Here is a 20,788-nt window from a genome sequence, read left to right on the forward strand (position 1 = left end):
GCCGCCACCGGTGGGCCTCAGTGGCCGAGGGCGACCTCGACGATCTTGATGACCACCAGGACCATCGCGATCAGCAGGTAGGAGCGCAGTGCCCCCATGCCGATCTTGTAGCCGGTGGACATGACCGGCTTGGCCAGCGTCTCCAGCGGCGGCATCCGCCACTCGTCCCGGCCGCTGCGGTCGATGCCCGCGCCGGCGCGCGCCCAGCCCTTGCGGCGGCGGCGCACCTCGGCGTAGCCGATGGCGAGCACCCCGGCCACTCCGCAGGCGGCCATGATGTCCATGATCGCGCCCGCGGTGATGTCCGGGAAGAGCACGGAGGCGGTCAGGATGATCGACAGCGTGACCAGCACGCCGACCACGGCCGTGGTGAAGGCGTTGGTCTTGGCCCCGTTGACCCACGGGCCGAGGACGGCCTTGTCGTTGCACAGCAGGAGCAAGAAGACCGAGGCGGACGGCAGCAGCACACCGGCCAGCGTCTGCACGCCCTCGGTCAACAACCCCAACGGCGAGCCCGGGATCAACACGATCGCCGCAGCCGCGGCCACCAACCCCGCGTACACGGCGTAGAAGCCCTTGGCCCCCTTGACCCCGCGGTGCAGCGAGTGCCTCATCCCGAACACATCACCGATCGCGTACGCGGTCGACAACGACACCGCGAACGCACCGATGATCGAGGCGTCCAGCAGCGCGATCGCGAACAACACCCCCACCAGCTTGCCCGCATGCGCCTGAAGACCGGTGGCGATCGCACCCGCGTCGGAGAAGTTCCCAAAGCCCCTGGTCCCCGCGAACGCCGCGGCGGTGAAACCCATCATCGCGGCGGCACCGACGACCACCACCGCGATACCGATCCACAAGTCCGCCTTCTCATACCGCATGAACCGCGGCGTGATCCGCTTGTCGATCACATACGACTGCTGGAAGAACAACTGCCAGGGCGCCACCGTGGTACCGACGATCCCGATGATCAGCAGCATCACCGTCGCCAACCCGCCCGACCCACCCGGCATCGTGGGCACCACGAAGTCATGCGCCATCCGCGAAGTCGCCGGATGCACCATGAAGTAGATCGGCACCAGCAGCAGCGACGCCGCACACAACAAGATCGCGATCCGCTCGAACCGGCGGAACGACCCGGTGAACGCCGACGCGACGATGACCGCCGCCGCCAACACCACCGACGCCGCCTTCGGCAACCCCAGATACCCGGCCGCCAGCGTGATCCCGATGAACTCGGTCACCAACGTCAACGCGTTCAGCAAGAACAGGTCGATGACCGAGAACGCGCCCCAGAACCTCCCGAACCGCTCCAGAATCAACCGGGCATGCCCCACACCGGTGACCGCGCCCAAACGCAGCACCATCTCCTGGTTCACATACAGCACGGGCACCAGCAGCAGCAGCGTCCACAGCAACTTGGTGCCGTAGTTCTGCCCCGCCTGCCCATAGGTGGCGAACGCACCCGCGTCATTGTCACCGACCATGACGATCAGGCCAGGACCCACGATCGCCAACAACGTCTTCAACTTCGCCGACAAACCCAACCGCGGCGCGGTGTCATCCAAACGAATAGTGCCAAGCGCACCACGGATGTCGCCGACATGCGCGTCGTCAAGGACCGCGGAGCGCGTGATCTGCTCGGCGGCGGTCTCGGTGATGGTGGTCATTACGAGCCTCCCAGGCCCCTTTGGGGGCTTCGCTAGGGGGCACGCAGCAGCAATCCCCCCTGCGAGCGCACGCCGAACCGCGGCCGAGCGGCACAAGGCCGTACGGGACCGCGATCAGTGGTGCTGTGGTGCGCGCAGGGAAGGTGGTTACCGCGTGCCGGAGGTCAACGAGGACAAGCGGATTCGGGGCCGACTATGGCCCGGACTACTGCTACTGCAATCCATGTCTCTCGCCTCCTCCCGGCCGGGGCGCAGGGCGCCGTACGGACTCGGCAAGGAGCGGACCAGCCCGATACGGCTGGTTCACCCCAACTCGTCAGAGCTTTGGCACTCCACGGCGTGTCCCGCCAGAGGCGGGAAGCCACTTGGGGTCACCCCTTAACTCGGGGAGACCTGTCCTGATCCGGAGCGTCTCTCGACGGGTGGGATCAGTGGCCTGTGTCCGTGCAGACGCCTCACCGAACGAGGTGCCTCCTGCAACTTCGTTTGAAGTCTAGCCTCTTTCTTGCATATCCGCGCAACTACTTGACCGAACCTTGACTCCGGCCGGTCGGTGTGTCTAGTCACAAAGCTCCGGTTCGCCGGTGGTGACCAGCGGGAACTCAGTGCCGACGGCCCCCCTGGCTGTGCCACGATCAGCAGCGCGAGACGTCGAACCCCTCTCAACTTCCAAGCCAGGGAGCCCTCTTGGACGCCGTTCAGGACCCCTTCGACACAACCGGTTCCGCGCTCTCCCGGCGCGGTTTCTTACACGCGGCGGCCGGAGCCGCGGCCGCCGGGGCCGTACTGGGCCTTCCGGGTGAAGCCCTCGCCGACCAGGACCCGGCCGGCGCCGCCACCGGGCGCGTCACGCTGTCCTTCACCTCCGGCACCAACGGCTCGGCCACCCTCTCCCCCACCGGTGACCGGCTGGTCGCCGAAGTGCAGAACGTGCTGTGGTCGCTGCCGCCCACGGGCGGCCGCGCGGTGCCGATCAGCACGCCGGACCTGGAGCCGACCCGCCCGGTCTTCTCCCCCGACGGCAAGCTGCTGGTCGTGTGCGCCTACCGGGGAGGCGGCTTCCACATCTGGACGCTGCGCCCGGACGGCTCGGAGCTCAAGCAGCGCACCGACGGCCCCTGGGACGACCGCGGTCCGTCCTGGTCGCCGGACGGCACCCGGATCGCCTTCGCCTCCGAACGCGGCGGCGACCCGGTGGCGGGCAGCCCCTACCGGATCTGGCTGCTCGACGTGGCGACCGGGCGGCTGACCCGGATCACCGGCCTGCCCGGCCAGCAGGGGCCCCTGCAGGACGGCCCCTGGGAGGACTTCGACCCGGCCTGGTCACCGGACGGCCGCGAGGTGCGGTTCGTGCGCGCCCGGCCGGTGGCCTCCGGCACGCCCGGCGGCACCGCGCTGGACGCCCGTACCATCGCCTCGGTCCCGGCCGACGGTTCCGGTCCGGTCACGGTCACCCACACCGATCCGACGCCCGGCGTCCAGCTGATGGTCCCGGCCGTCTCGCCCGGCGGACGGCTCGCCTATCTGCGCACCACCGCCGCGCCCGCCGCCTCCTGCACGCTGGTGGTGGACGGCACGCCGGTACGCGTCGACGGGGACGTGGCGCCCGCACCGCCGCGCTGGACGTCCGATGACGAGTTGCTGGTCAACGTGGACGGCCAGTTCCGACTGTTGCGCCCGCAGCGGCCCGGTGACGCCCGGCGGATCCCGTTCGCCGGCACGCTGCCGGTGGACCTGCCGCGCTACCGGGTGAAGAAGTACGACCTGGACGGCACCGGCGTGCGCCCGGTGCGCGGGGTGCATCTGCCCGCGCTGTCCCCCGACGGACGGCAGGTGGCCTTCGCGGCGCTCAACTCGCTGTGGCTGTGCGGAACTTCGGGCGCCAAACCGCGCCGGATCGTCAGAGCCGACCCCACCCGCTATGTGCTCGGCCCGGTCTGGGCGCGGGACGGGCGGTCACTGCTGTACGCGGACGACCGGGACGGGCTGTACGCGGTGCGCCGCCATGACCTCGCCTCGGGAACGGAAACGGTTCTGGCCTCGGGCGGACGGGTGTACCCGGCGCTGTCACCGGACGGCAACCGGCTGGCCTGTGTGGATATGTCCGGCAACCTGGTGGTGCGCGATCTGGCGAAGGGCACCGAGCGGGTGCTCGCGGCTCCGCTGGGCGGCGGGGGTCTGCCGGGCCGGCCGAGCTGGTCGCCGGACGGGCGGTACCTGGCGTTCTGCGACCGCAACCGGCTCAACCAGCGCTTCCGTGAGGGCTACAACCTGATCCGGGTGGTGGACACCACGGACGGCACCGCCCGGCTGCACGCCGTGGCACCGCATGTGTCCATCTCCGACCGCTACGACTCCGGCCCGGTCTGGTCCCCCGACGGCCGGTGGATGGCGGTGATCTCCGAGTCCGCGCTGTGGCTGCTGCCGGTACGTCCGGACGGCACCCCGGACGGGGCGCCACGGCAGCTCACCGACGAGCCCGCCGACCATCCCTCCTGGTCCGGGGACTCACGCACCCTGCTGTACCTGTCGTCGGGCGCGCTGCGCATGATCGACGCCGCGGGCGGCACGGCCCGTACGGTCCGCGTCCCGCTCGACTACCGGCGCCCGGCGCCCGCCGACACCGTGGTGCACGCCGGTCAGCTGTGGGACGGCACCGGCGAGCGGGTCCGGCACGACGTCGACGTGGTGGTGCGCGGCGGGCGGATCGCCGCCGTGGAGCCGCACCGCGCGGGGCGGCCCGCGCGGCGGCGGATCGACGCCTCCGCGTACACCGTCACGCCCGGGCTGTGGGACTCCCACACCCATCCGTGGCAGGCGACCTACGGCGGTCGGCAGACCTCCCTGCAACTCGCCTACGGGATCACCACGGCCGTCTCGCTGGGCGGTTTCGCCTACGAGCAGGCGCGGATCCGGGACGCGGTCGCGGCGGGCGCGCTGGCCGGGCCGCGGCTGCTGGCCACCGGCGAGTTGCTGGACGGTTCACGGGTCGCGTACAGCATGGGCAGGGCCCACCGCACCCGCGAGGGGCTCGCCCGATCGCTGGCCCGGGGGGCGGCGCTGGACTGGGACTTCGTCAAGACCTACGTGCGGGCGCCCGGTTGGGTGATGGAGACGGCGGCGCGCTTCGCGCACGAACGGCTCGGGGTGCGCAGCGGCGGCCACCTGTGCACACCTGGCATCCAGCTCGGACAGGACCTGACGTCCCATCTGCACGCCACTCAGCGGCTGGAGTTCGGACACGACGTGACGGCCACCGGGCACTCCTACGAGGACCTGCTGGAGCTGTACACGGCGACGGACTTCCGGATGATCGCCACACCGTTCACCGCGGCACCGCTGGTCGGCGCCGAACCGGCGCTGGCCACCGACCCCAGGGTCACGGCGCTGATGCCGCCGTGGGACACGGCGGTGGTCCGCCAGCTCGCCGCGCAACCGCCGACGGCCGACCAACTGGCCGCTCTGGAGACGGAGGTCGGCGTCTACCGCAGGGTGCTGGCGGGTGGCGGCCTGGTGGCGATGGGCACCGACTCGCCGTTGGTACCGGTGGGCCTCCATCTGCACATGGGCTTGCGCGCGCTGCACCGCTACGGCCTGTCGGCGGCGCAGACGCTGCGCACCGCCACAGTCGTCCCCGCCCAGGTCTTCGGCGTGGAGGGCGAGTTGGGCACCGTGGAGGAGGGCAAGCTGGCGGACCTGACGGTGGTCGACGGCGATCCGTTCACCGACTTCGACTCGCTGGTGCGGACGGTGTCGGTGCTGCGCGGTGGAGTCCCGTACGAGCAGGCCGAGTTGGTTGACTCCTTCTCCGGTCCCGGGCACACCGCACACCGCGCGTCGGTGACGGACGCGGAATGGCTGGCGGTCGGTCGGCAGTTGCGCCGTGACTGCTGTTGCGACGTGGGCGTCTGAGCCCTTCCGGACAACTCCCTCACCGCCAGTTAAGTAGCCTGACCAGCCGGTTTCTGAATTGGACTGGTGCATGGCAGCGCTTACATGGCAGGATGCCAAGCGTGCAGTTAAGTGGCTTAACTGGCGGTGAGACGTTGGAAGGACGGTAGGAGATGGCAGCCGGAGGTGACACACCGCCCAAGCCCACCTGCGGGCCGCTGGCCGAACGCCTCAACTACCTGTTCGCGCACATGCACCCGCCAGGCGCCCCCTACACCAACGCCCATGTGGCTGCCGAGATCAGCAAGGGAACCGAGGAGTACGGCGGGGTCACCCTCACCGAGCAGTACCTGTCGATGCTGCGCAACGGCAAGCGGGCCAACCCCAGCCCGGATGTGCTGCGCGCCGTGGCCAAGTTCTTCGGCGTGCCCGTCGGATACCTGCTGGGCGATCTGTCCGCCTCGCAGACCCAGCGCGTGGAGGAGGAGGTCCGCTTCCTCGTCGCCATGCGCGACCAGCGGGTACGCGCCATCGCGCTGCGCGCGGTCGGACTTCCGCCCGATGTCCAGGACTGCCTCACCACCATCATCGGCCAGTTCCGCCGCGAGATGAACCTGCCCTCCGACCCACCCCAAAGCCCCTGAACCGGTGCCGTGTCCACACGGCGCCACAGCGAGGTGGCCCCGGACGGGGGTCAGGGCCACCTGCACCGCAGGGGCGGCGCCGCGCCACCACGGCCCGGCGCCGCCCCTCGCCCAACCACCAAGGCATCTAGAGTCGTTGACCATGCAGAACCCCGGCGCCGACGCCCTGGATCCGCGGCGTGAGCAGTCCGGTCATCTCTCGCTCGGCCACGGCATCCACAGCTGGCCGTTTCGCCGGAGGGCACTGCGGCGGCGGCCCCCTCGATGAGGGCCGGTGGCCTGATTTCGTTGCCAGTGGCGCGGTGAATGGCAAAGCGAACAAGATTTTGATGCATAACCACCCCTCGATGCGGTAAAAAGATCCTTGTGCCTGCCCGGTGTGCATCCCCCGTCGCACCGGGCAGGCCTTCTGCTTTCCGGGCGCGGTGACGGCGCGAGGGCAGATGGTCGCCCAACACACCGGCGCACAACGGCAGATGGCGTCCTGGGCCCCGTCTGGTGGGCCTTCCAGGGCCGTGGCCGCCGGGGATGTCGTCCCGGGGACGGGCCCGGGCCCTGACACGGGAGCTCCCGGGGGCGGATTCGGGGGCGCGGGGGCCTTCTTCTCCGGTGGCGCTTTCGGCCAATCCTGGCGGGCGACCGCGCGGGATAATGGTTCTTGACTGCCGGGCGAGTCGGGCAGGAGGGAGCCATGGCCGGGGTCGCGGTTGCCCAGCCGCAGTTGCCGCCGGTGCGCCTGTCGCCGCGGGTGCGGGTCCTGGTCGGCCTGGCGTACCTGCTGATCGCGGCCGCGATCGTGGTGGACCTGCTCACCGGCCCCGGGTCGACGTTCTCCCCGATCCTGGCGGCGCTGCCCGTGCTGGCCGCGATCAGTACCCGCAAGGTGGCGGTACCGCTGGTCGCCGGGCTGGTCGGCACGCTGGCCGTGGGCGTGCTCAGCGTGGCCAACAGCGGGGTGCCCACGGTCGTGCACGCCACGGCCGCGGCCACCGTGCTGGCGGTCACCTTCACCAGTACCGCCTCGGTGGCGCTGGTCGCCGCGCGGGAGCGGGAACTGGCCCAGGTGCGCAGTGTGGCCGCCGCCGCCCAGCAGGCGCTGCTGCGGCCGGTCCCCCGGCGCTTCGGGCCGCTGCGGGTCGCGGTGCGGTACGTGGCCGCCGCGGCGGAGGCCCGGATCGGCGGTGACCTGTACGAGGTGCTGCCCACGCCGTACGGCACGCGGCTGCTGCTCGGCGATGTGCGCGGCAAGGGGCTGTCCGCGGTGGAGGCGGCCGTGGACGTGCTGGGGGTGTTCCGGGACGCCTCGCAGACCGAGCCGGACCTCACCGCCGTGGCGCGCCGCCTGGACGGGGCGCTCGCCCGGCGGCCGGGCGGCGAGGAGTTCGTGACCGCCGTACTGGTCGGCGTCCCGGACCACGGCCCGGCCACGATCGTCAACTGCGGCCATCCGCCGCCGCTGCTGCGTGACGCGTCCGGCGCCACGGTGGAGGTCGACCCACCCGCGTACGCCCCGCCGCTGGCGCTGCTGTCCCTGGTGGGCGGCGCCTACACCGCCCGGACCGTCGACTTCCGCCCGGGTGAGCTGCTGCTGCTCTACACCGACGGGGTCTCCGAGGCACGCGACGCGGCGGACCGGTTCTACCCACTGCTGGAGCGGGTCGCCGCGATGCGGGCGGACGACCCCGACGCACTGCTGGACGAACTGCTCGCCGATGTGCGGGCGTACGCGGGCGGCTCGCTCAACGACGACGCGGCGGTGCTGGCGTTCCGCCGTGACACGTCGGCCGGGGCCAGGCGGTCACTGCTGTGACGGCGGCGGCCAGAGGTCGCCGCCCTCCCACACCACCTGGTCGGGATCGTCGAGGTCCAGCCCCCACTCCTTGGCCAGCACCTCGAGTTCCTCCCTGGTGTGCACCTGCCGGTAGCTCTCGTTGGGGAACATGACCAGCCGGTACGGGCTGTGCCCGTCCCACGCGTACACCACATACGGATACCGGCTCATGCCCCCAGCCTGACGCCATCGCGCGGCGCCCGCCACGCGAGGACCCGGCCGTGACGCCACTACCGCACCTCGCCGACAAGGCGGCGCAGGTCCTTCCCCAGAACCCCGGCGAAGTCCGCGGGGACCGACGGATAGCGGGCCGCGACATGCCCGTCCGGGCGGATCAGCACCGCGCCGTCCTTGGCGATGCCGTACAGCTGCGTCCAGTCGGTGCCCGGCTCGGCGGAGGCGACCTGGTGGACCCGTACCGGCGGGCGGTCCGGCACGGCGGACGCGGTGTCGCCGACGAGCAGGGTGAACCGGGGGCCGTACAGGTCGGCGACCGGCACCCGGGCGCCGGAGGCGAGTTCCAGTACGGTGTGCGGCGCCCGGTGCCCCGGCCGCCCGCAGGGGACGTACGAGCCGAACGGGTCGTCGTTGGACGGCGGCGGGCTGCCGTCCGGCAGCACCGCGGTGGAGTCGTAGTGGTAGCCGAAGACCAGCCCCTGGTCGTTGCGGCGCTCCAGCATCCGCCCGTACCAGTGGCCCCAACGGCCCATGCCCGCCTGGTCGTCGGGCGGGGCGCCGGACGGGCGGGCGGCCCGCATCGTCTCCCGGTCCTCGGCGATGGTCCACGCCGCGACCGCCCGCCGCTCGACCTCGTAGGACCGCACGAGCGCGGGGCCGCCCCAGCCCAGTACCGCACCGGCGAGCTTCCAGGCCGCGTTGCAGGCGTCCTGCACCCCGAGGTTCAGTCCGATCCCGCTGAACGGGGTGACGACGTGCGCCGCGTCGCCGACCAGCACCAACCGGCCCTCGCCGAACCGTTCGGCGAGCCGGCTCACCCCGGTCCAGCGCTGCCGGTCGACCACGCTCACCGGCGGGCCGCCGGGGCCGAGGACGCGCCGTACCGCGTCCGCACACCGGTCGGTGTCGTCGGTCGCGGGGCGGTAGGGGCCGTCGAGTATCTGGTTGAACAACCAGCGGCGTGCGCCGTCGCCGGGCATCAGGTAGCCGTGCACCTCTCCGCTGTCCAGGAAGTAGATGGCACTGCGCCGGTCGGCGAGCAGCGGGTCGAGGTCCGCCTCGAAAAGGATGTTGAGGTTGTGCGAGGTCTCTTCCGGCTCGCTCATCCGGATCCCCACCGCCTCGCGCGCCACACTGTGCGCACCGTCGGCGGCCACGCAGTAGGCCGCCCGGCAGACGCGCCCGGGCCGGGCGCCGCGCGACCGGTATCCGACCTCCACCCGGTCCGCACGCGGCTCGACGGAGGTCACCTCGGCGCCGGTGAGCAGGGTGACGGCGGGCGTGCCGCGCACGGCGGTCCGCAGGACGGGCTCCAGCCGGTCCTGGGTGCAGATCGCGGGTGCCACCGCGCTGGCCTCGGTCAGCCGGGAGGACCTGGAGCGGGCCAGCCGCCGGAAGTCCGGGTCGGTCAGCGAGCGGCCGAAGTAGTAGTGGCGGCCGGTGACTTCGACCGGCAGTGCAGCCGCCCGCACCCGCCGCTCAAGACCGAGCGAGCGCAGCGCCTCCATGGTGGGCGCGGTCAGCGCCCTGGCCCTGGGCAGCGGCGAGGGCTCGGTCCGCCGCTCAAGGACCGTGCTGCGCACCCCCCACCGGGCCAGCAGCAGCGCCGTGACCAGGCCGACCGGCCCGCCACCGACGATCACCACCTGTGTGTCCAGGCCCTCGTCCGACACCGTCATGCCCCCAACTCCTCACGCTGGTCGATGCGTTACCGGTCGCCGCCCGCGGACCGCCCCTCGCCGACGAGGTGGCCGCGCAGGCTGTCGAACACCCACTGCTCCCACTCGCGCGGGGTCCAGCCGCGTTCGTGCACCAGCAGGTGGTAGAGCTCGGGACCGAGCAGCCCGTAGCAGATGTCCACGGCCCGGTCCCGCGCCATGCCGTCCGGCAGCGCGCCCTTCTTGGCCAGCGCGTCCACGAAGTGCCCCTGGACGACGATCCGTTGGTGCTGGTTGGTCTGCCACAGCTCCGTCGCGTCACCGCTGACCACCGCGGCGTTGCGCAGCACCTCGAGCAGGCCGCCCACCCGCTCGTAGATCTCCCGGGCGCCCCGCGCCTGCAGCCGCAACTGCTCCACCGGATCGGGGGCGTCCAGCGCCTCGGCCACCCAGGGGCGTTCCAGGGTGGGCACCGGGTCGTCGTCACCGGCGACATGCCGGTCGATGAGCTCCTTGAGGATCTTCTGCTTGTTGCCGAACGAGAAGTACATCGTCTGCACGGCCACCCCGGCCTCGCGGGCGATGGACTCGATGGTCGTCGCCCCGTAGCCGTTCTCGACGAACAGGCGCATGGCCGCGTCCAGCATCCGCGCCCTGGTCAGCTCGGCCCGTGCGCGCCGTCCGTCGGTCTTCTTCGCCGTCGCCATCACTACCTACTTACTATAGTGTGTATCTAGAGTTCTACTACATTGAAATTCACTCCATTATTGGCATCCATGCAATGGGGGACGCAAGCGATGGCCACCGAATCGGTTGAAAAGAACACCACCAACGCGGCGGCACCCACCGCCGACCGTCCCGGCAGCTCACCCAGGACCCTGCTCCCACTGCTCACCAGCGGCATGGCGCTGTCCATGCTGGTGCTGTACGCGATCGGCTCGCTGGGGCCGTTCATCATCGATGATCTGCACATATCCAAGTCCCAGTTGGGACTGCTCACCGCCGTCGCGTTCGGAACCGCCACCGTGCTGTCGCTGTACGCGGGCCATCTCACCGATGTCATCGGGGGCCGCCGGGCACTGGTCGCGCTACTGGCGCTGATCGCCGTGGACTTCGGTCTGCTGGCCGCCACCCGTACGTACTGGTTCCTGCTCGGCACGCTGGTGCTGGCCGGAGTGCCGCAGGCCCTCGCCAACCCCTCGACCAACAAGCTGATAGCCACCCATCTGCCCGCCGAGCGCAGGGCGGCCGCGGTGGGCGTCAAGCAGTCCGGTGTACAGCTCGGCGCCTTCGTGGCCGGGCTGCTGCTGCCCACGCTGGCCAGGGCGCTGTCCTGGCGCGGGGCGCTCGCCCTGGTCGCACCGGTCGCCGTGGTGGCCGCGGTGCTGGCCGCGGTGCTGCCCCGGGACGCCGCCACCGGCCAGGCCAGGCGGCTGTCGCTGCCCGGGATGCCGAACACCGCGACCCGCTGGCTGATGGCCTACTCGCTGTGCATCGGCAGCGGTCTGGCCGCGCTCAACACCTATCTGCCGCTCTACGCCCACCAGCACCTGGGCATGGGCGACCAGGCCGCGGGCGCGCTGATCGCGGCGCTGGGTGTCTCCGGGATCTTCGCGCGCATACTGTGGGCGCGCTTCAGCGACCGACTGGCCAATCTCTCCGCCTCGTTGATCGTGCTGGCGATCGCCGCGGTCTGCTTCGCGGTGCTGGTGCCCAGCGCGTCGAGCGCCCACTGGCTCATCTGGATCGGAGCCATAGGGCTGGGCGGTTCCGCGGTGGCGGCGAACGCGGTCTCCATGGTGGCCGTCGTCAAGGGCCGCGGCTTCGGCAGCACCGGCCACGCCTCCGCGCTGGTGTCCATGGGCTTCTTCGCCGGATTCGTGGTCGGCCCGCTGTCGTTCGGCTTCCTGGTCGACACCAGGGGCGGCTACCCGGTGGGCTGGACGCTGGTCGCCGCGGTGTTCGCCGTCGCGGCGCTGTGCGCGACGGGCGGTCGGCGCTCGGCCGCCAAGGCGGGCGCATGACGTCCGCGGTGACCGCCGGGTCCACCGTGGAGTCGGCGGACGGCGGCCCGCTGTTCGTGCCGCGCGGCGTCGAGTTCGTACCCGCGCCGCACGCCACCGGACCGTGGGACGCCGGACGGCTGCACGGCGCGGCGGTCGCGCTGCTGGTCACTCACTACGCCCGGCGCGGGATCGACGCCCGGCGCGCCCTGGCCCGGCTCACCGTCGACTTCCTGCGTCCGGTTCCGGCCGAACCGCTGCGGGTGGCGGTCTCCCCGCTCCGCACCGGCCGCAGCTTCGACGTGGTGGACGCCCTGGTCACCGCCGACGGAACAGCGGTGGCACGCGGCAGCCTTGTGTACCTGCGGGCCACCCGGCCGCCGACGCTGCCGGACGGGCCGCCGGACGATCCCCCGCCACCGCCGCCGCACGCCGGGATACGGCTGCGCGATACGGGTGGGACGGTCTCGTTCAACCGGGACGCCGTTGAGCTGCGCCTGGTTGACGACGCCTCGGACACCGCGTGGGTACGCCTGCGCTGCCCGGTGCTCCCGGACGCAGCCGTGCTGCCCGAGCAACTCGCCGTGGCCGCGGCCGAGTTCTGCTACGGAACCGGATCATCCCTGCCGCCGGACCTGTACAGCTGCGTCAACGTCGATCTGAGCGTACATCTGCACCGTCCGCCGACCGGACGGTGGATCGCGCTACGGGCCGTCACCCGCACCGGCCCGACCGGCGGCGGCGCCGCGCACGCCGCGCTGCTGGACGAGGCGGGGCGGATCGGGAGCGCGGTGCAGACCCTGCTGGTGTCGGAGGCCTGAAGTGAAGTCATCCACTGACGAGTTCGACCCGGACGCGTCACTGTCCGCGATGCTCGACCGGGTGCGGGCCACCGCACAGGAGGTGGGCGACCGCTACCCCTTGTACGCCGACCCCGGCAGCGGGGCGTGGACCACCACCCGGCGCGGTTCCTGGACCGCGGGCTACTGGACGGGCCTGCTCTGGCTGGCCGCCCGGCACAGCGGTGACCCGCAGGACCGTGACCGGGCGGTCACCTGGACCACCCGGCTGCGCGAGCGGACCGCCGACGACACCGTCACCCGGGCCATGACCTTCTGGTACGGCGCCGCGTCCGGCCATCTGCTGTGCGGCGACGAGACCGCGCTGGCCGTGGCGTTGGACGGCGCGGCGGCGCTCGCCACCGCATACGACGAACGGCTGGGCCTCATCCCGTTGGGCACCGCGTTCGGGCAGGGCGACCGCGGCCTGTCGACCACCGCCATCGACTCGGTGGCGGCGGTGACCGCGCTGCTCTGCTGGGCGGGCCGTACCGCGGACCGCCCGCGCTGGCTGGAGATCGCCCACGCCAACGCCGTCCGCCACCTGGAGCTGTGCCTCGCCGCGGACGGCGCCGTACGGGCCACCGTGGCCCTCGGCGGGGAGCCGGAGGGGACGCATCCGCCGGGCGGTTGGTCCCGCGGTCAGGCATGGGGCATGCTCGCCTTCGCCACGGCCGCCCGTGAGCTGCGGTCCGCCGGGTTCGCCGATGCCGCGCGGCGGGCGGCCCGGTACTGGGCCAACTGCACGGCGGCGTCCGTCCCTTCGTGGAGCTTCACCGAGCCGCACGGCCCCCGGGACACCTCGGCCGGCGCCATCGCCGCCGTCGCACTGCTGGCACTGGACGACGCGGACTCCGCGCGGGAGCTGGTGTCGGCGCTGGTCAAGGACCATTTGACCGGCGCCCACGGGAGATCGGCGGACCACCGCCCGGCCGGGATGCTGCTCGACGGCTGCTACGACATGGCGAGCGGCACCGCGACCGGCCATGAGCTGATCTGGGGCGACCACTTCCTGGCGTCGGCCCTCGCACAGTTGGCGGGAGGTGCCGGGGGCTAGGCCCCCGGCACCCGCTCACACCGCGCTGAAGTCGTAACCCCCGCCCTGCTCATAGCGTTTGAGGATGCGCTTCGCCACCATGTGCGTGTGCAGCTCGTCCGCCCCGTCGTAGATCCGGGTCGCCCGGGCCCAGCGGAACATCTCCGCCAGCGGAGTGCTGTCCGACAGCCCCTCGGCGCCATGGATCTGCACCGCCCGGTCGAGCACCTGGTACAGCGCGTTGGAGGCGAGCACCTTGGCGGTCGCCACCTCGATGTACACGTCCTGGCCCGCGTCCAGCATGGCCGCCGCCCTCAGCACCTGCGAACGGGCCGACCGGATGTCGGTGTACGAGTCGAAGACGTGCTGCTGAAGCAGCTGCTTGGTGGCCAACAGGCCGCCGAACGCCTCCCGTTGGTGCAGGCGGTTGCACATCAGGTCGAAGGCCCGCTGCGCCTGGCCCAGCCAGCGCATCGCGCGCAGCGTGCGCCCCAGTGAGAGCCGCTCACCGGAGACCGGGAAGCCCTCGCCCCGGCCGCCGATCATCTGGCGCGCCGTCGCCCGTACCCCGTCGAACGCCACCTCGCAGTGGCCGTCCTCCGCGCCGAGCACGGTGAGCGGCCGTACGACGCTGAACCCCTCGCTGGGCAGCGGCACCAGGAACATGGTGAACGCCTTGGCGTGCGGCACGCCCAACGGCTCGGTCCGGCACATCACGGTGATGAAGTCGGCGTCTTTGGCCCGGCAGAACCACTTGTGGCCGTCGATCACCCAGCCGCCGCCGTCCGGACGGGCCCGGGTGATCATCAGACTGGGGTCCGAGCCGGAGCGCCCGGGCTCGGTCATGCCGAAGCACGGCGTCAACCGGCCCTGCACCAGCGGTTCCAGGAAGCGCTCGCGGACCTCGGCGCCCCCGTACCGCTGGAGCATCAGCGCGTCCAGCAGGCTGTCCGACCCGAGCGCCACGGGACCGTACGCGGAGCGTCCCTCGATCTCGCTGATGCACAGGTACTCCGCGAGCCGCAGCCCGTGGCCGCCCAGCTCGCGCGGGTGCGGCAGCGCCCACAGGCCGTTGGCCTTGGCCTTGTCCTGTAGCGCCGTCAGGGTGGCGCGGGCGGTCGGCCCTCCGGCCGCGAGTTCCGGCTCGGCCGGGATGACCTCCTCGTCCAGGAACTCCCGTACCTGGTCGCGGAGTGTGCGCAACTCGCCGGATCCTTCGAACGGTTCGGCCAAGGTGCGGTCAGGGGCGGACATCGGAGGACTCCTTCCGCGCCTCAAGGGTGGCGCGCAGCGCGTGTTTGTCGACCTTGCCGGCCGGGCTGACCGGGAACTCCGGTAGTTCGTAGAGGGCTTCGGGGAGCTTGGCCCGCTCAAGGCCCCTCTCCTCGAACAGGTAGCGGCGCAGCTCGGCCAGGTCGGGGGCGGCGCTGCCGGGGTTCGCGACGATCCAGACGCAGACCCGCTCGCCCAGCCGCTCGTCGGGGACGCCCAGGCACACCGCGGACCTGACCGCGGGATGGGTGGTGACCAGGCCCTCCACCTCGGCGGGGCTGATGTTCAGCCCGGCCCGGATGATGATCTCCTTCTTGCGGCCGGTGATGCGCAGCCGTCCGGTCGGGTCGATACGGCCGAGGTCGCCGGTGGTGACCCAGCCGCCCTCCCGGCGGTAACGGGCGTCGAGTTCCGGGGCGTTGACGTAGCAGTGCGGGCTCATCGGGCCGCGCGACCAGATCTCGCCCTCGGCGCCGGGCGGCAGGTCGGTGCCGTCGTCGGCGACGATGCGGATGCTGGCCACCCTGGGGTCGGGGCGGCCCGCGGTGGTCTGCACGGTCTCCAGCGTGTCCTCGATCTGGGTGTGGCAGTTGACCCCGTCCGCCGACCCGTACAGGTTGACGAAGGCGCAGCCGAACCGCTCCGCGCAGGCCGCCACTGTCGCCGGGTCCACACCGGCGCCGCCGCAGATCAGGCCGACGAGCGAGGAGGTGTCGACCGGGTCGGCGGCGCCGGGGGCCAGTCGTGGATCGGCGAGCATCATCTGGAACATCGTCGGCACCCCGAGGATGTGCGTGGGGCGGTGGCGGCCGATCAGCGTGACCGCCCGCTCCGCGTCGAAGCGGGCCATCACCAGCAGCGTTCCGCCGAGGTACGACAGGGTGACGGCCGTTCCGGTGGAGCCGAACGACGAGGCGAGCGGCACCAGGAACATGTTGCGCATCGGCCGCTCGCCGCGGTGCAGCGAGCGCAGGAACTCACCGCGCCCGCCGCACAGGGCGTTGTGCGAGTAGGCGACCATCTTGGGCTCGGCCTCCGAGCCCGAGGAGAGCAGAATGCGCCCGATGGTGTCCGGGTCCGGTTCCGCCACCTTGTCCAGGGGGTCGGGCAGGTGGGCCAGGATCGCGTCGAGACATCGCTGGCCGGGCAGCGCGTCACCGTGTACGAACACCTCGCGCAGTGCCGGGAGTTCGGGCCGCAGTTCCTGGACGAGCCGCGCGTAGTCGGTCTCGCCGACCTGGCGGGTGATCACCACGGCGGCGGCCCCGGAGCGGCGCAGCAGTGCCAGGGTGTCCTGCCGCCGCCTGCCGATCGGATAGGGCAGGCAGATCGCGCCGAGCGCGGCCACCGCCAGGTCCAGCGCGCACGCCAGCCGGCCGTTGGGCAGGTTGACCGCGACCACCTCACCGGCCGTGATCCCGGCGTCGGCGAGTGAGCGCGCCAGTCCCAAGGACAGCGGCAGCAGTTCGCCGTAGGTGGTGGTGCCCTCGTCGTCGATGACGGCCGGGAAGTCCGGCTGCCGTTCGGCGTGCTCCCGGAACAGGGTGAACATCGGCCTGCCCGGGTAGCGGCCCTCGGCGGTCCACTGGGCGCGGACCTCGCGCGGCACCAGGTCGTGGAAGTGGATGGTCATGCGCCGAACCTCCAGGGGGAGTTGACGAAGGTGCACGCTTCACGGGTCAGCGCGGGGGCGGTCGCGGGCGCGGTGTCCAGCCCGTCGAGGTCGGTGGCCACCACGGCGGCGGACACCCTGGCGGTGGCGAACCGGGCCACCCACTCGGCGGCCGGACGGTCCGCCAGCCGGTCCGCGATCCGCCGCCGCAGCACGTCCTGCGGCGCGGCCGGGTCCAGGCCGAGTTCCCGGCACAGCCGGCCAACGGCCGTAGTGGAGCCCGCCGACACCGCCAGCCAGCCGTCGGCGGTGCGGTACGGCCCCTCGACCTCGGGCAGTCCCGCGGTGCCGCAGCCGGGGGCGTGGCGCCGCTGCGGGCGCTCCAGCGCCTGGTACTGGAGCACGGTGGAGGCGGACAGCAGCGAGCTGTCCATCCGCCGACCGCGCCCGGTGCGTTCCCTGGCCACCAGCGCGGCCAGCAGCCCTTCGGCCGCCACCAGGCCGCCGAGCACATCGAGCAGGGTCATCAGGGACGGTCGTGGACGGTCGCCGTCCGCCATCAGATCGGCCAGGCCGGAGTGCGCCTGTGCCATGAAGTCGGTGCCCAGTGGCGGCCGTTCACCGAGCGCGTCGCCCCACCCGGAGGCGTAGCCGTACACCAACCGCGGGTTGAGCGCGGCAAGCTCCGGTGCGTCGAGTTGGAACTCGGCCGCCTTGCCGGGTGCCCAGTTGTGCAGGAACACATCGGCGTCCCGGGCGAGTTCGCGCACGGTGTTCCGCCCGGCCGGGGTCTTCAGGTCGGCGGTCACCGCCTCCTTGGTGCGGTTGAGCGCGAGGAAGCGGGCGGAGCAGTCCTCGACCATCGGCGGCATCCCGCGCAGCGGATCGCCGCCCGGGGGTTCGACACGGACGACCCGGGCACCGAGCAGGCCCAGCATGTGCGCGGCCAGCGGCGCCTGGACCCGGCGCCCGGCCTCGATCACGGTCAGCCCGTCCAGCGGCCTTTCGGGTCCCGGCACGGTGGCGGACGGCCTGGGGCGGGACGCGTCACCGTACGGGCGGAACCGCCAGGGCGGTGGGACCCTTCCGTACCGCAGCGCGTCACGGTCGGTGCGGCGCTCGGCCATGGTGCGGATCCGGCAGACGCTCATCCGGTGGGCCTCGGCGACGGCCAGGATCCGGGCGAACTCCACAGCCGCCACGGCCTGGTGGAGTGACGGCGGCAGTGGGGAGAGCGCCTTGGGGTAGCGGAGCATGAACGCCGGCCAGCCGGAGGAGATGTCCTTGGCGGGCGCGCCCAGCGCGGTCCAGAAGTCCCGCCACGGGGCCGCGTCCAGCGCCTCGATCTCGAACCAGACACCGTCCCGGCTACGGAACGGCGGCCCCGGCCTGCCCTCGACAGCCGGGAGGTGTTCGGTCTCCGGGGCGGTTCCGGCGGCCAGGTACTGCGAGATGGTCAGCAGCGCGGCGTGCGCCACGCTGGTGCCCACGGTGCTGATCCGGGCGCCGCGTTCCCGGGCCACCAGCGCGGCGAGTACGCCCTGTACCGCGATGACTCCGGCGCAGGTCGAGGCGTACTCCACGGGTATTCGGCGCGGTGTGCCCCGGTTGCGTCCGTGCACCGCCATCAGTCCGGTGGCCGCCTGAACGGTGGTCTCGTCGGCCAGCGGGGTGCCACCGGGACACGCCCAGTCGATCCGGCAGTCCAGCAGCGGCTGTTCGGCGGGGCCTGCGGAGCGGTACAGGGTGACCAGGTCGCCCTGTACCGGGGTGTACGTCCCGGTGTGGGCGGCACCGGGGGTGGCCCCGAGGTCGACCAGGTGGCGCAGCGCCACCCGGCCTGCGGTGCCGTGACCGGTGCCGTGGGCTGTCAGTCCGGCCAGCGGGGCGTCGGGGTGGCCCCCGGCGCCGTCGGCGCATCGGGGGCCTGGCAGGGACATGGCGGTGGGACACCCCGTTCCGGGCGCGGCGGAAATCGGCCCGGTACGGTCTGTGATATTGCGCACAACGAACTCCTGGTAACTGCGGGTCTTTTGGGAATCGGCACACGAAGGCCACCGGCCCGGCGCGTGCGGCAGCCGGTCCGGCGAGTGACAGCGAAAAGGTCGAGCGATTTCGGCGGGCGGCACGCAGGGCGCGGCCCCTATTCGTCAACACCCCCGTAATGTCAAGCGGCGCAGGGCCGTTGGGGCCGCTCGTACCGAGCGGCGGCCCAAAGGCGGGTCAGGCGTGCCACAGCTATTTCCACGCCAGGTACCGCGCCTTTCTTCGAAGACGCAACGGAAAGCCTGGGAAGAACGGCCGGTTCCGGCCATCGACTTGGAGGTTCCGGCGGCCCAAACGGAATTCGATCGTCCCGTGGAACGGGTTGGACGAACGGATCCGGGAATTACTCGGAGCGGCCGTCGAGAATCTCCAGCGTGCCGTCGAACCGCCAGCGGCCCTGCCGTCCGGAACGGTGCACCGCGACGCCGTCGGCCTCCTCGAACCGCGACGGCGGTGCCAGCCCGATGCGGTCGCAGGGCAGTGCCATGCCGTCGGCGCACACCTCGCCGATCAGGCCCGGCCCCAAGGGGCGGCCGTCCTCGTCGGCAACGCGCAGCCGCATGTCGGTGGTTGGCAGCAGCCTGCCGCGCGGGTCCCCCCATTCGCCGTCGCCCGGCTTGACCTCGGCCGCCGCCCAGGGCAGCGGGCCGTCGTCGGGCGCGTACTCCATGAACAGCCGGGTGCCGGGCAGTTGGTCGAAGTGCCGGGCCTGGTCGCCCGGTGGGCAGGGGCCGCCGGTCAGCACCACGCACCGCGGCGGACGCGCCTCGTCCAGCCGCGGCAGCAGTCGGGCGTAGGCCGTGGGTGTCAACAGGGCCTCGGTGAAGCCGCGTCGGGGCCACTGCCCCGCCCCGGTGTCGGCCAGGCACACGGTGCCGCCGGACTGGAGCGCCCACCACATGCCCGCGAGGGCGGCGGGCGCGCACAGTGGACCGTCCACCAGCACCCGCTCGGCGGGCACCCCGGCCCGGCTGATGCGCCCGGTGGTGGCGCTCACCCAGGCGTGGTGGTCGATCAGGTCACCGTGGATCCGCCCGTCCTCCCCCGTCCGCACCATCAAGTAGGCGCAGTCGGTGAAACCGGAGCGCGGCAGTGAGCGGTCGGCCGGGTCCGCGTCGCCGTCCAGCAGGTCCGCCACGCCCAGCGCGCGCATCCCCGGCGGGAGTTGGCTCGGGGCGGGCGGCCGGTCGCACAGCGCCACTCGGGCCCGGGTGAGCCGCACGGCCTCGCGCAGCCCCTGTTCGACGGCGCCGCACGGAAGGGGTACGCACACGGCACCCGCCCGTAACACCGCGACATGGGCGACGACCGTCTGCGGACCGTCACCGGTGCACACGAGCACCGGCTCGCCGTGCTGTACGTCGCCGCGGACCAGCGCGGAGGCGAGCCGGGTGGCCCGCCGGTCGGCCTCGGCATAGCCGAGGGTGCGCCCGTCGGCCACGGCGATGGAACGGTTCGGCCGCTGCCGGGCCCAGCGCGCGACCAGTTCGTCGAGGGAGATGGCGGGCACGCTCGCCAGCCGCCGCTTCCAGCCCTGTAGCTCCCGGGCGTCGGCCGGGCAGCACAGCGGCAGTTCGCGCACCCGGGGTGGCCCGCCGCCGGCCGGTCGCAGTGACTGGACGGCCGTGATAACCCGGGAGATCTGGCGTTCCGAAAGGTCGGTGCGCAGGGCCAGTCGGTCACCAGGCCCTTCGAGCACGTGCAGGGTGGCGCGGCCGGGCAGTCCGGAACCGGTGCCCGTGGTGCTGATCGTGATCGGCCCCCGGGCGCTCGCGGTGGCGTCGGCGATGCGCCGCGCGATACCGGTCACGGTGTCGTCGGGGCCCGGTGTTACGGACAGGCTCGCCGATCCGGTACGCACCGTGGTGGTGCGGTCCGGTGCCTGGCGGGCGAGCACGGCCAGGGCGACCGCCTGCACGAGGTGGCGGGCGGGTACGCCGCCGCTGAACGCCACCTCCGCGATTCGGTCAACTGCTTCGCAAGCCAACGAAATCCTTGAATATTCCCCCGTTTTGGCATCCATCGCGTATGAAGCCCCTCCCGTTGCTCCGTGGATGGCATCGCAGATGTCCGGTTTAGCTGCTCCCCGTACCATAGGTCACTTTCCAT

14 protein-coding genes and 1 riboswitch are annotated in these 20,788 nt (G+C 72.2%); of the genes, 6 read left to right on the forward strand and 8 right to left on the reverse strand.

Annotated features, from left to right (window positions below; genetic code table 11):
* Nucleotides 1-17: 17 nt before the first annotated feature.
* Nucleotides 18-1,670, reverse strand: a complete 1,653-nt coding sequence (locus P3G67_RS07845) for an NRAMP family divalent metal transporter (RefSeq protein ID WP_276092788.1) — start codon at nucleotides 1,668-1,670, stop codon at nucleotides 18-20.
* A gap of 300 nt (nucleotides 1,671-1,970) precedes the next feature.
* A riboswitch (M-box (ykoK) riboswitch) is annotated at nucleotides 1,971-2,144 on the reverse strand.
* 213 nt (nucleotides 2,145-2,357) lie between these two features.
* Here P3G67_RS07845 and P3G67_RS07850 point away from each other — a divergent pair.
* The 3 genes from P3G67_RS07850 to P3G67_RS07860 all read left to right on the forward strand — a co-directional run bounded on the left by P3G67_RS07850 (nucleotide 2,358) and on the right by P3G67_RS07860 (nucleotide 8,015).
* Nucleotides 2,358-5,582 carry an amidohydrolase family protein gene (locus tag P3G67_RS07850; RefSeq protein ID WP_276092789.1) on the forward strand — a complete coding sequence of 1,075 codons (3,225 nt, stop codon included), beginning with the start codon at nucleotides 2,358-2,360 and terminating at the stop codon, nucleotides 5,580-5,582.
* Nucleotides 5,583-5,734: 152 nt separating this feature from the next.
* Nucleotides 5,735-6,205 (forward strand): helix-turn-helix domain-containing protein, encoded by a 471-nt coding sequence (locus P3G67_RS07855; protein ID WP_269859353.1) that lies wholly within the window; start codon nucleotides 5,735-5,737, stop codon nucleotides 6,203-6,205.
* A 691-nt stretch (nucleotides 6,206-6,896) separates the two neighbouring features.
* A complete protein-coding gene (locus tag P3G67_RS07860; RefSeq protein ID WP_276092790.1) occupies nucleotides 6,897-8,015 on the forward strand; it encodes a PP2C family protein-serine/threonine phosphatase in 1,119 nt (372 codons plus the stop codon).
* Here P3G67_RS07860 and P3G67_RS07865 read toward each other — a convergent pair.
* Genes P3G67_RS07865 through P3G67_RS07875 form a run of 3 tightly spaced genes read right to left on the reverse strand, consistent with a single transcriptional unit; the run spans nucleotide 8,004 to nucleotide 10,578 of the window.
* Nucleotides 8,004-8,207, reverse strand: coding sequence for a hypothetical protein (locus tag P3G67_RS07865; RefSeq protein ID WP_269859351.1), 204 nt, complete (start codon nucleotides 8,205-8,207; stop codon nucleotides 8,004-8,006). The two genes, P3G67_RS07860 and P3G67_RS07865, sit on opposite strands and share 12 nt — an antisense overlap.
* Before the next feature lie 59 nt (nucleotides 8,208-8,266).
* A complete protein-coding gene (locus tag P3G67_RS07870; RefSeq protein WP_276092791.1) occupies nucleotides 8,267-9,892 on the reverse strand; it encodes an FAD-dependent monooxygenase in 1,626 nt (541 codons plus the stop codon).
* Between the two features lie 29 nt (nucleotides 9,893-9,921).
* Nucleotides 9,922-10,578, reverse strand: a complete 657-nt coding sequence (locus tag P3G67_RS07875; RefSeq protein ID WP_269859349.1) for a TetR/AcrR family transcriptional regulator — start codon at nucleotides 10,576-10,578, stop codon at nucleotides 9,922-9,924.
* A gap of 90 nt (nucleotides 10,579-10,668) precedes the next feature.
* Here P3G67_RS07875 and P3G67_RS07880 point away from each other — a divergent pair, with 90 nt between their 5' ends.
* Genes P3G67_RS07880 through P3G67_RS07890 form a run of 3 tightly spaced genes read left to right on the forward strand, consistent with a single transcriptional unit; the run spans nucleotide 10,669 to nucleotide 13,770 of the window.
* Complete coding sequence (locus P3G67_RS07880; protein WP_276092792.1) at nucleotides 10,669-11,895, forward strand: MFS transporter; 1,227 nt, start codon at nucleotides 10,669-10,671, stop codon at nucleotides 11,893-11,895.
* A complete protein-coding gene (locus P3G67_RS07885; protein WP_276092793.1) occupies nucleotides 11,892-12,695 on the forward strand; it encodes a thioesterase family protein in 804 nt (267 codons plus the stop codon). Before P3G67_RS07880 ends, P3G67_RS07885 begins: the two co-directional genes overlap by 4 nt.
* A 1-nt stretch (nucleotide 12,696) precedes the next feature.
* Nucleotides 12,697-13,770 (forward strand): sugar ABC transporter permease, encoded by a 1,074-nt coding sequence (locus tag P3G67_RS07890; protein WP_276092794.1) that lies wholly within the window; start codon nucleotides 12,697-12,699, stop codon nucleotides 13,768-13,770.
* Nucleotides 13,771-13,785: 15 nt separating this feature from the next.
* Here P3G67_RS07890 and P3G67_RS07895 read toward each other — a convergent pair whose 3' ends face one another.
* The 4 genes from P3G67_RS07895 to P3G67_RS07910 form a co-directional block, all read right to left on the reverse strand.
* Nucleotides 13,786-15,003 (reverse strand): acyl-CoA dehydrogenase family protein, encoded by a 1,218-nt coding sequence (locus P3G67_RS07895; protein WP_276092795.1) that lies wholly within the window; start codon nucleotides 15,001-15,003, stop codon nucleotides 13,786-13,788.
* Nucleotides 14,990-16,654, reverse strand: coding sequence for a class I adenylate-forming enzyme family protein (locus P3G67_RS07900; protein ID WP_276092796.1), 1,665 nt, complete (start codon nucleotides 16,652-16,654; stop codon nucleotides 14,990-14,992). Before P3G67_RS07900 ends, P3G67_RS07895 begins: the two co-directional genes overlap by 14 nt.
* Nucleotides 16,651-18,573: a CaiB/BaiF CoA-transferase family protein gene (locus P3G67_RS07905; RefSeq protein WP_276092797.1), complete on the reverse strand. Its 1,923-nt coding sequence runs from the start codon at nucleotides 18,571-18,573 to the stop codon at nucleotides 16,651-16,653. Before P3G67_RS07905 ends, P3G67_RS07900 begins: the two co-directional genes overlap by 4 nt.
* 449 nt (nucleotides 18,574-19,022) lie before the next feature.
* A complete protein-coding gene (locus P3G67_RS07910) occupies nucleotides 19,023-20,666 on the reverse strand; it encodes an AMP-binding protein (protein WP_276092798.1) in 1,644 nt (547 codons plus the stop codon).
* Between the last annotated feature and the right edge of the window lie 122 nt (nucleotides 20,667-20,788).

This window comes from Streptomyces silvisoli (assembly GCF_029269905.1).
GTDB lineage: Bacteria > Actinomycetota > Actinomycetes > Streptomycetales > Streptomycetaceae > Streptantibioticus_A > Streptantibioticus_A silvisoli_A.

What these genes read in the sequence shown, in the direction of transcription:
- P3G67_RS07865 (WP_269859351.1), bottom strand. Translation starts at nt 8,207, where the DNA reads ATGAGCCGGTATCCGTATGTGGTGTACGCGTGGGACGGGCACAGCCCG.
- P3G67_RS07900 (WP_276092796.1), bottom strand. Translation starts at nt 16,654, where the DNA reads ATGACCATCCACTTCCACGACCTGGTGCCGCGCGAGGTCCGCGCCCAG.
- P3G67_RS07905 (WP_276092797.1), bottom strand. Translation starts at nt 18,573, where the DNA reads ATGTCCCTGCCAGGCCCCCGATGCGCCGACGGCGCCGGGGGCCACCCC.
- P3G67_RS07875 (WP_269859349.1), bottom strand. Translation starts at nt 10,578, where the DNA reads ATGGCGACGGCGAAGAAGACCGACGGACGGCGCGCACGGGCCGAGCTG.
- P3G67_RS07855 (WP_269859353.1), top strand. Translation starts at nt 5,735, where the DNA reads ATGGCAGCCGGAGGTGACACACCGCCCAAGCCCACCTGCGGGCCGCTG.
- P3G67_RS07885 (WP_276092793.1), top strand. Translation starts at nt 11,892, where the DNA reads ATGACGTCCGCGGTGACCGCCGGGTCCACCGTGGAGTCGGCGGACGGC.
- P3G67_RS07845 (WP_276092788.1), bottom strand. Translation starts at nt 1,670, where the DNA reads ATGACCACCATCACCGAGACCGCCGCCGAGCAGATCACGCGCTCCGCG.
- P3G67_RS07895 (WP_276092795.1), bottom strand. Translation starts at nt 15,003, where the DNA reads ATGTCCGCCCCTGACCGCACCTTGGCCGAACCGTTCGAAGGATCCGGC.
- P3G67_RS07870 (WP_276092791.1), bottom strand. Translation starts at nt 9,892, where the DNA reads ATGACGGTGTCGGACGAGGGCCTGGACACACAGGTGGTGATCGTCGGT.
- P3G67_RS07860 (WP_276092790.1), top strand. Translation starts at nt 6,897, where the DNA reads ATGGCCGGGGTCGCGGTTGCCCAGCCGCAGTTGCCGCCGGTGCGCCTG.
- P3G67_RS07880 (WP_276092792.1), top strand. Translation starts at nt 10,669, where the DNA reads ATGGCCACCGAATCGGTTGAAAAGAACACCACCAACGCGGCGGCACCC.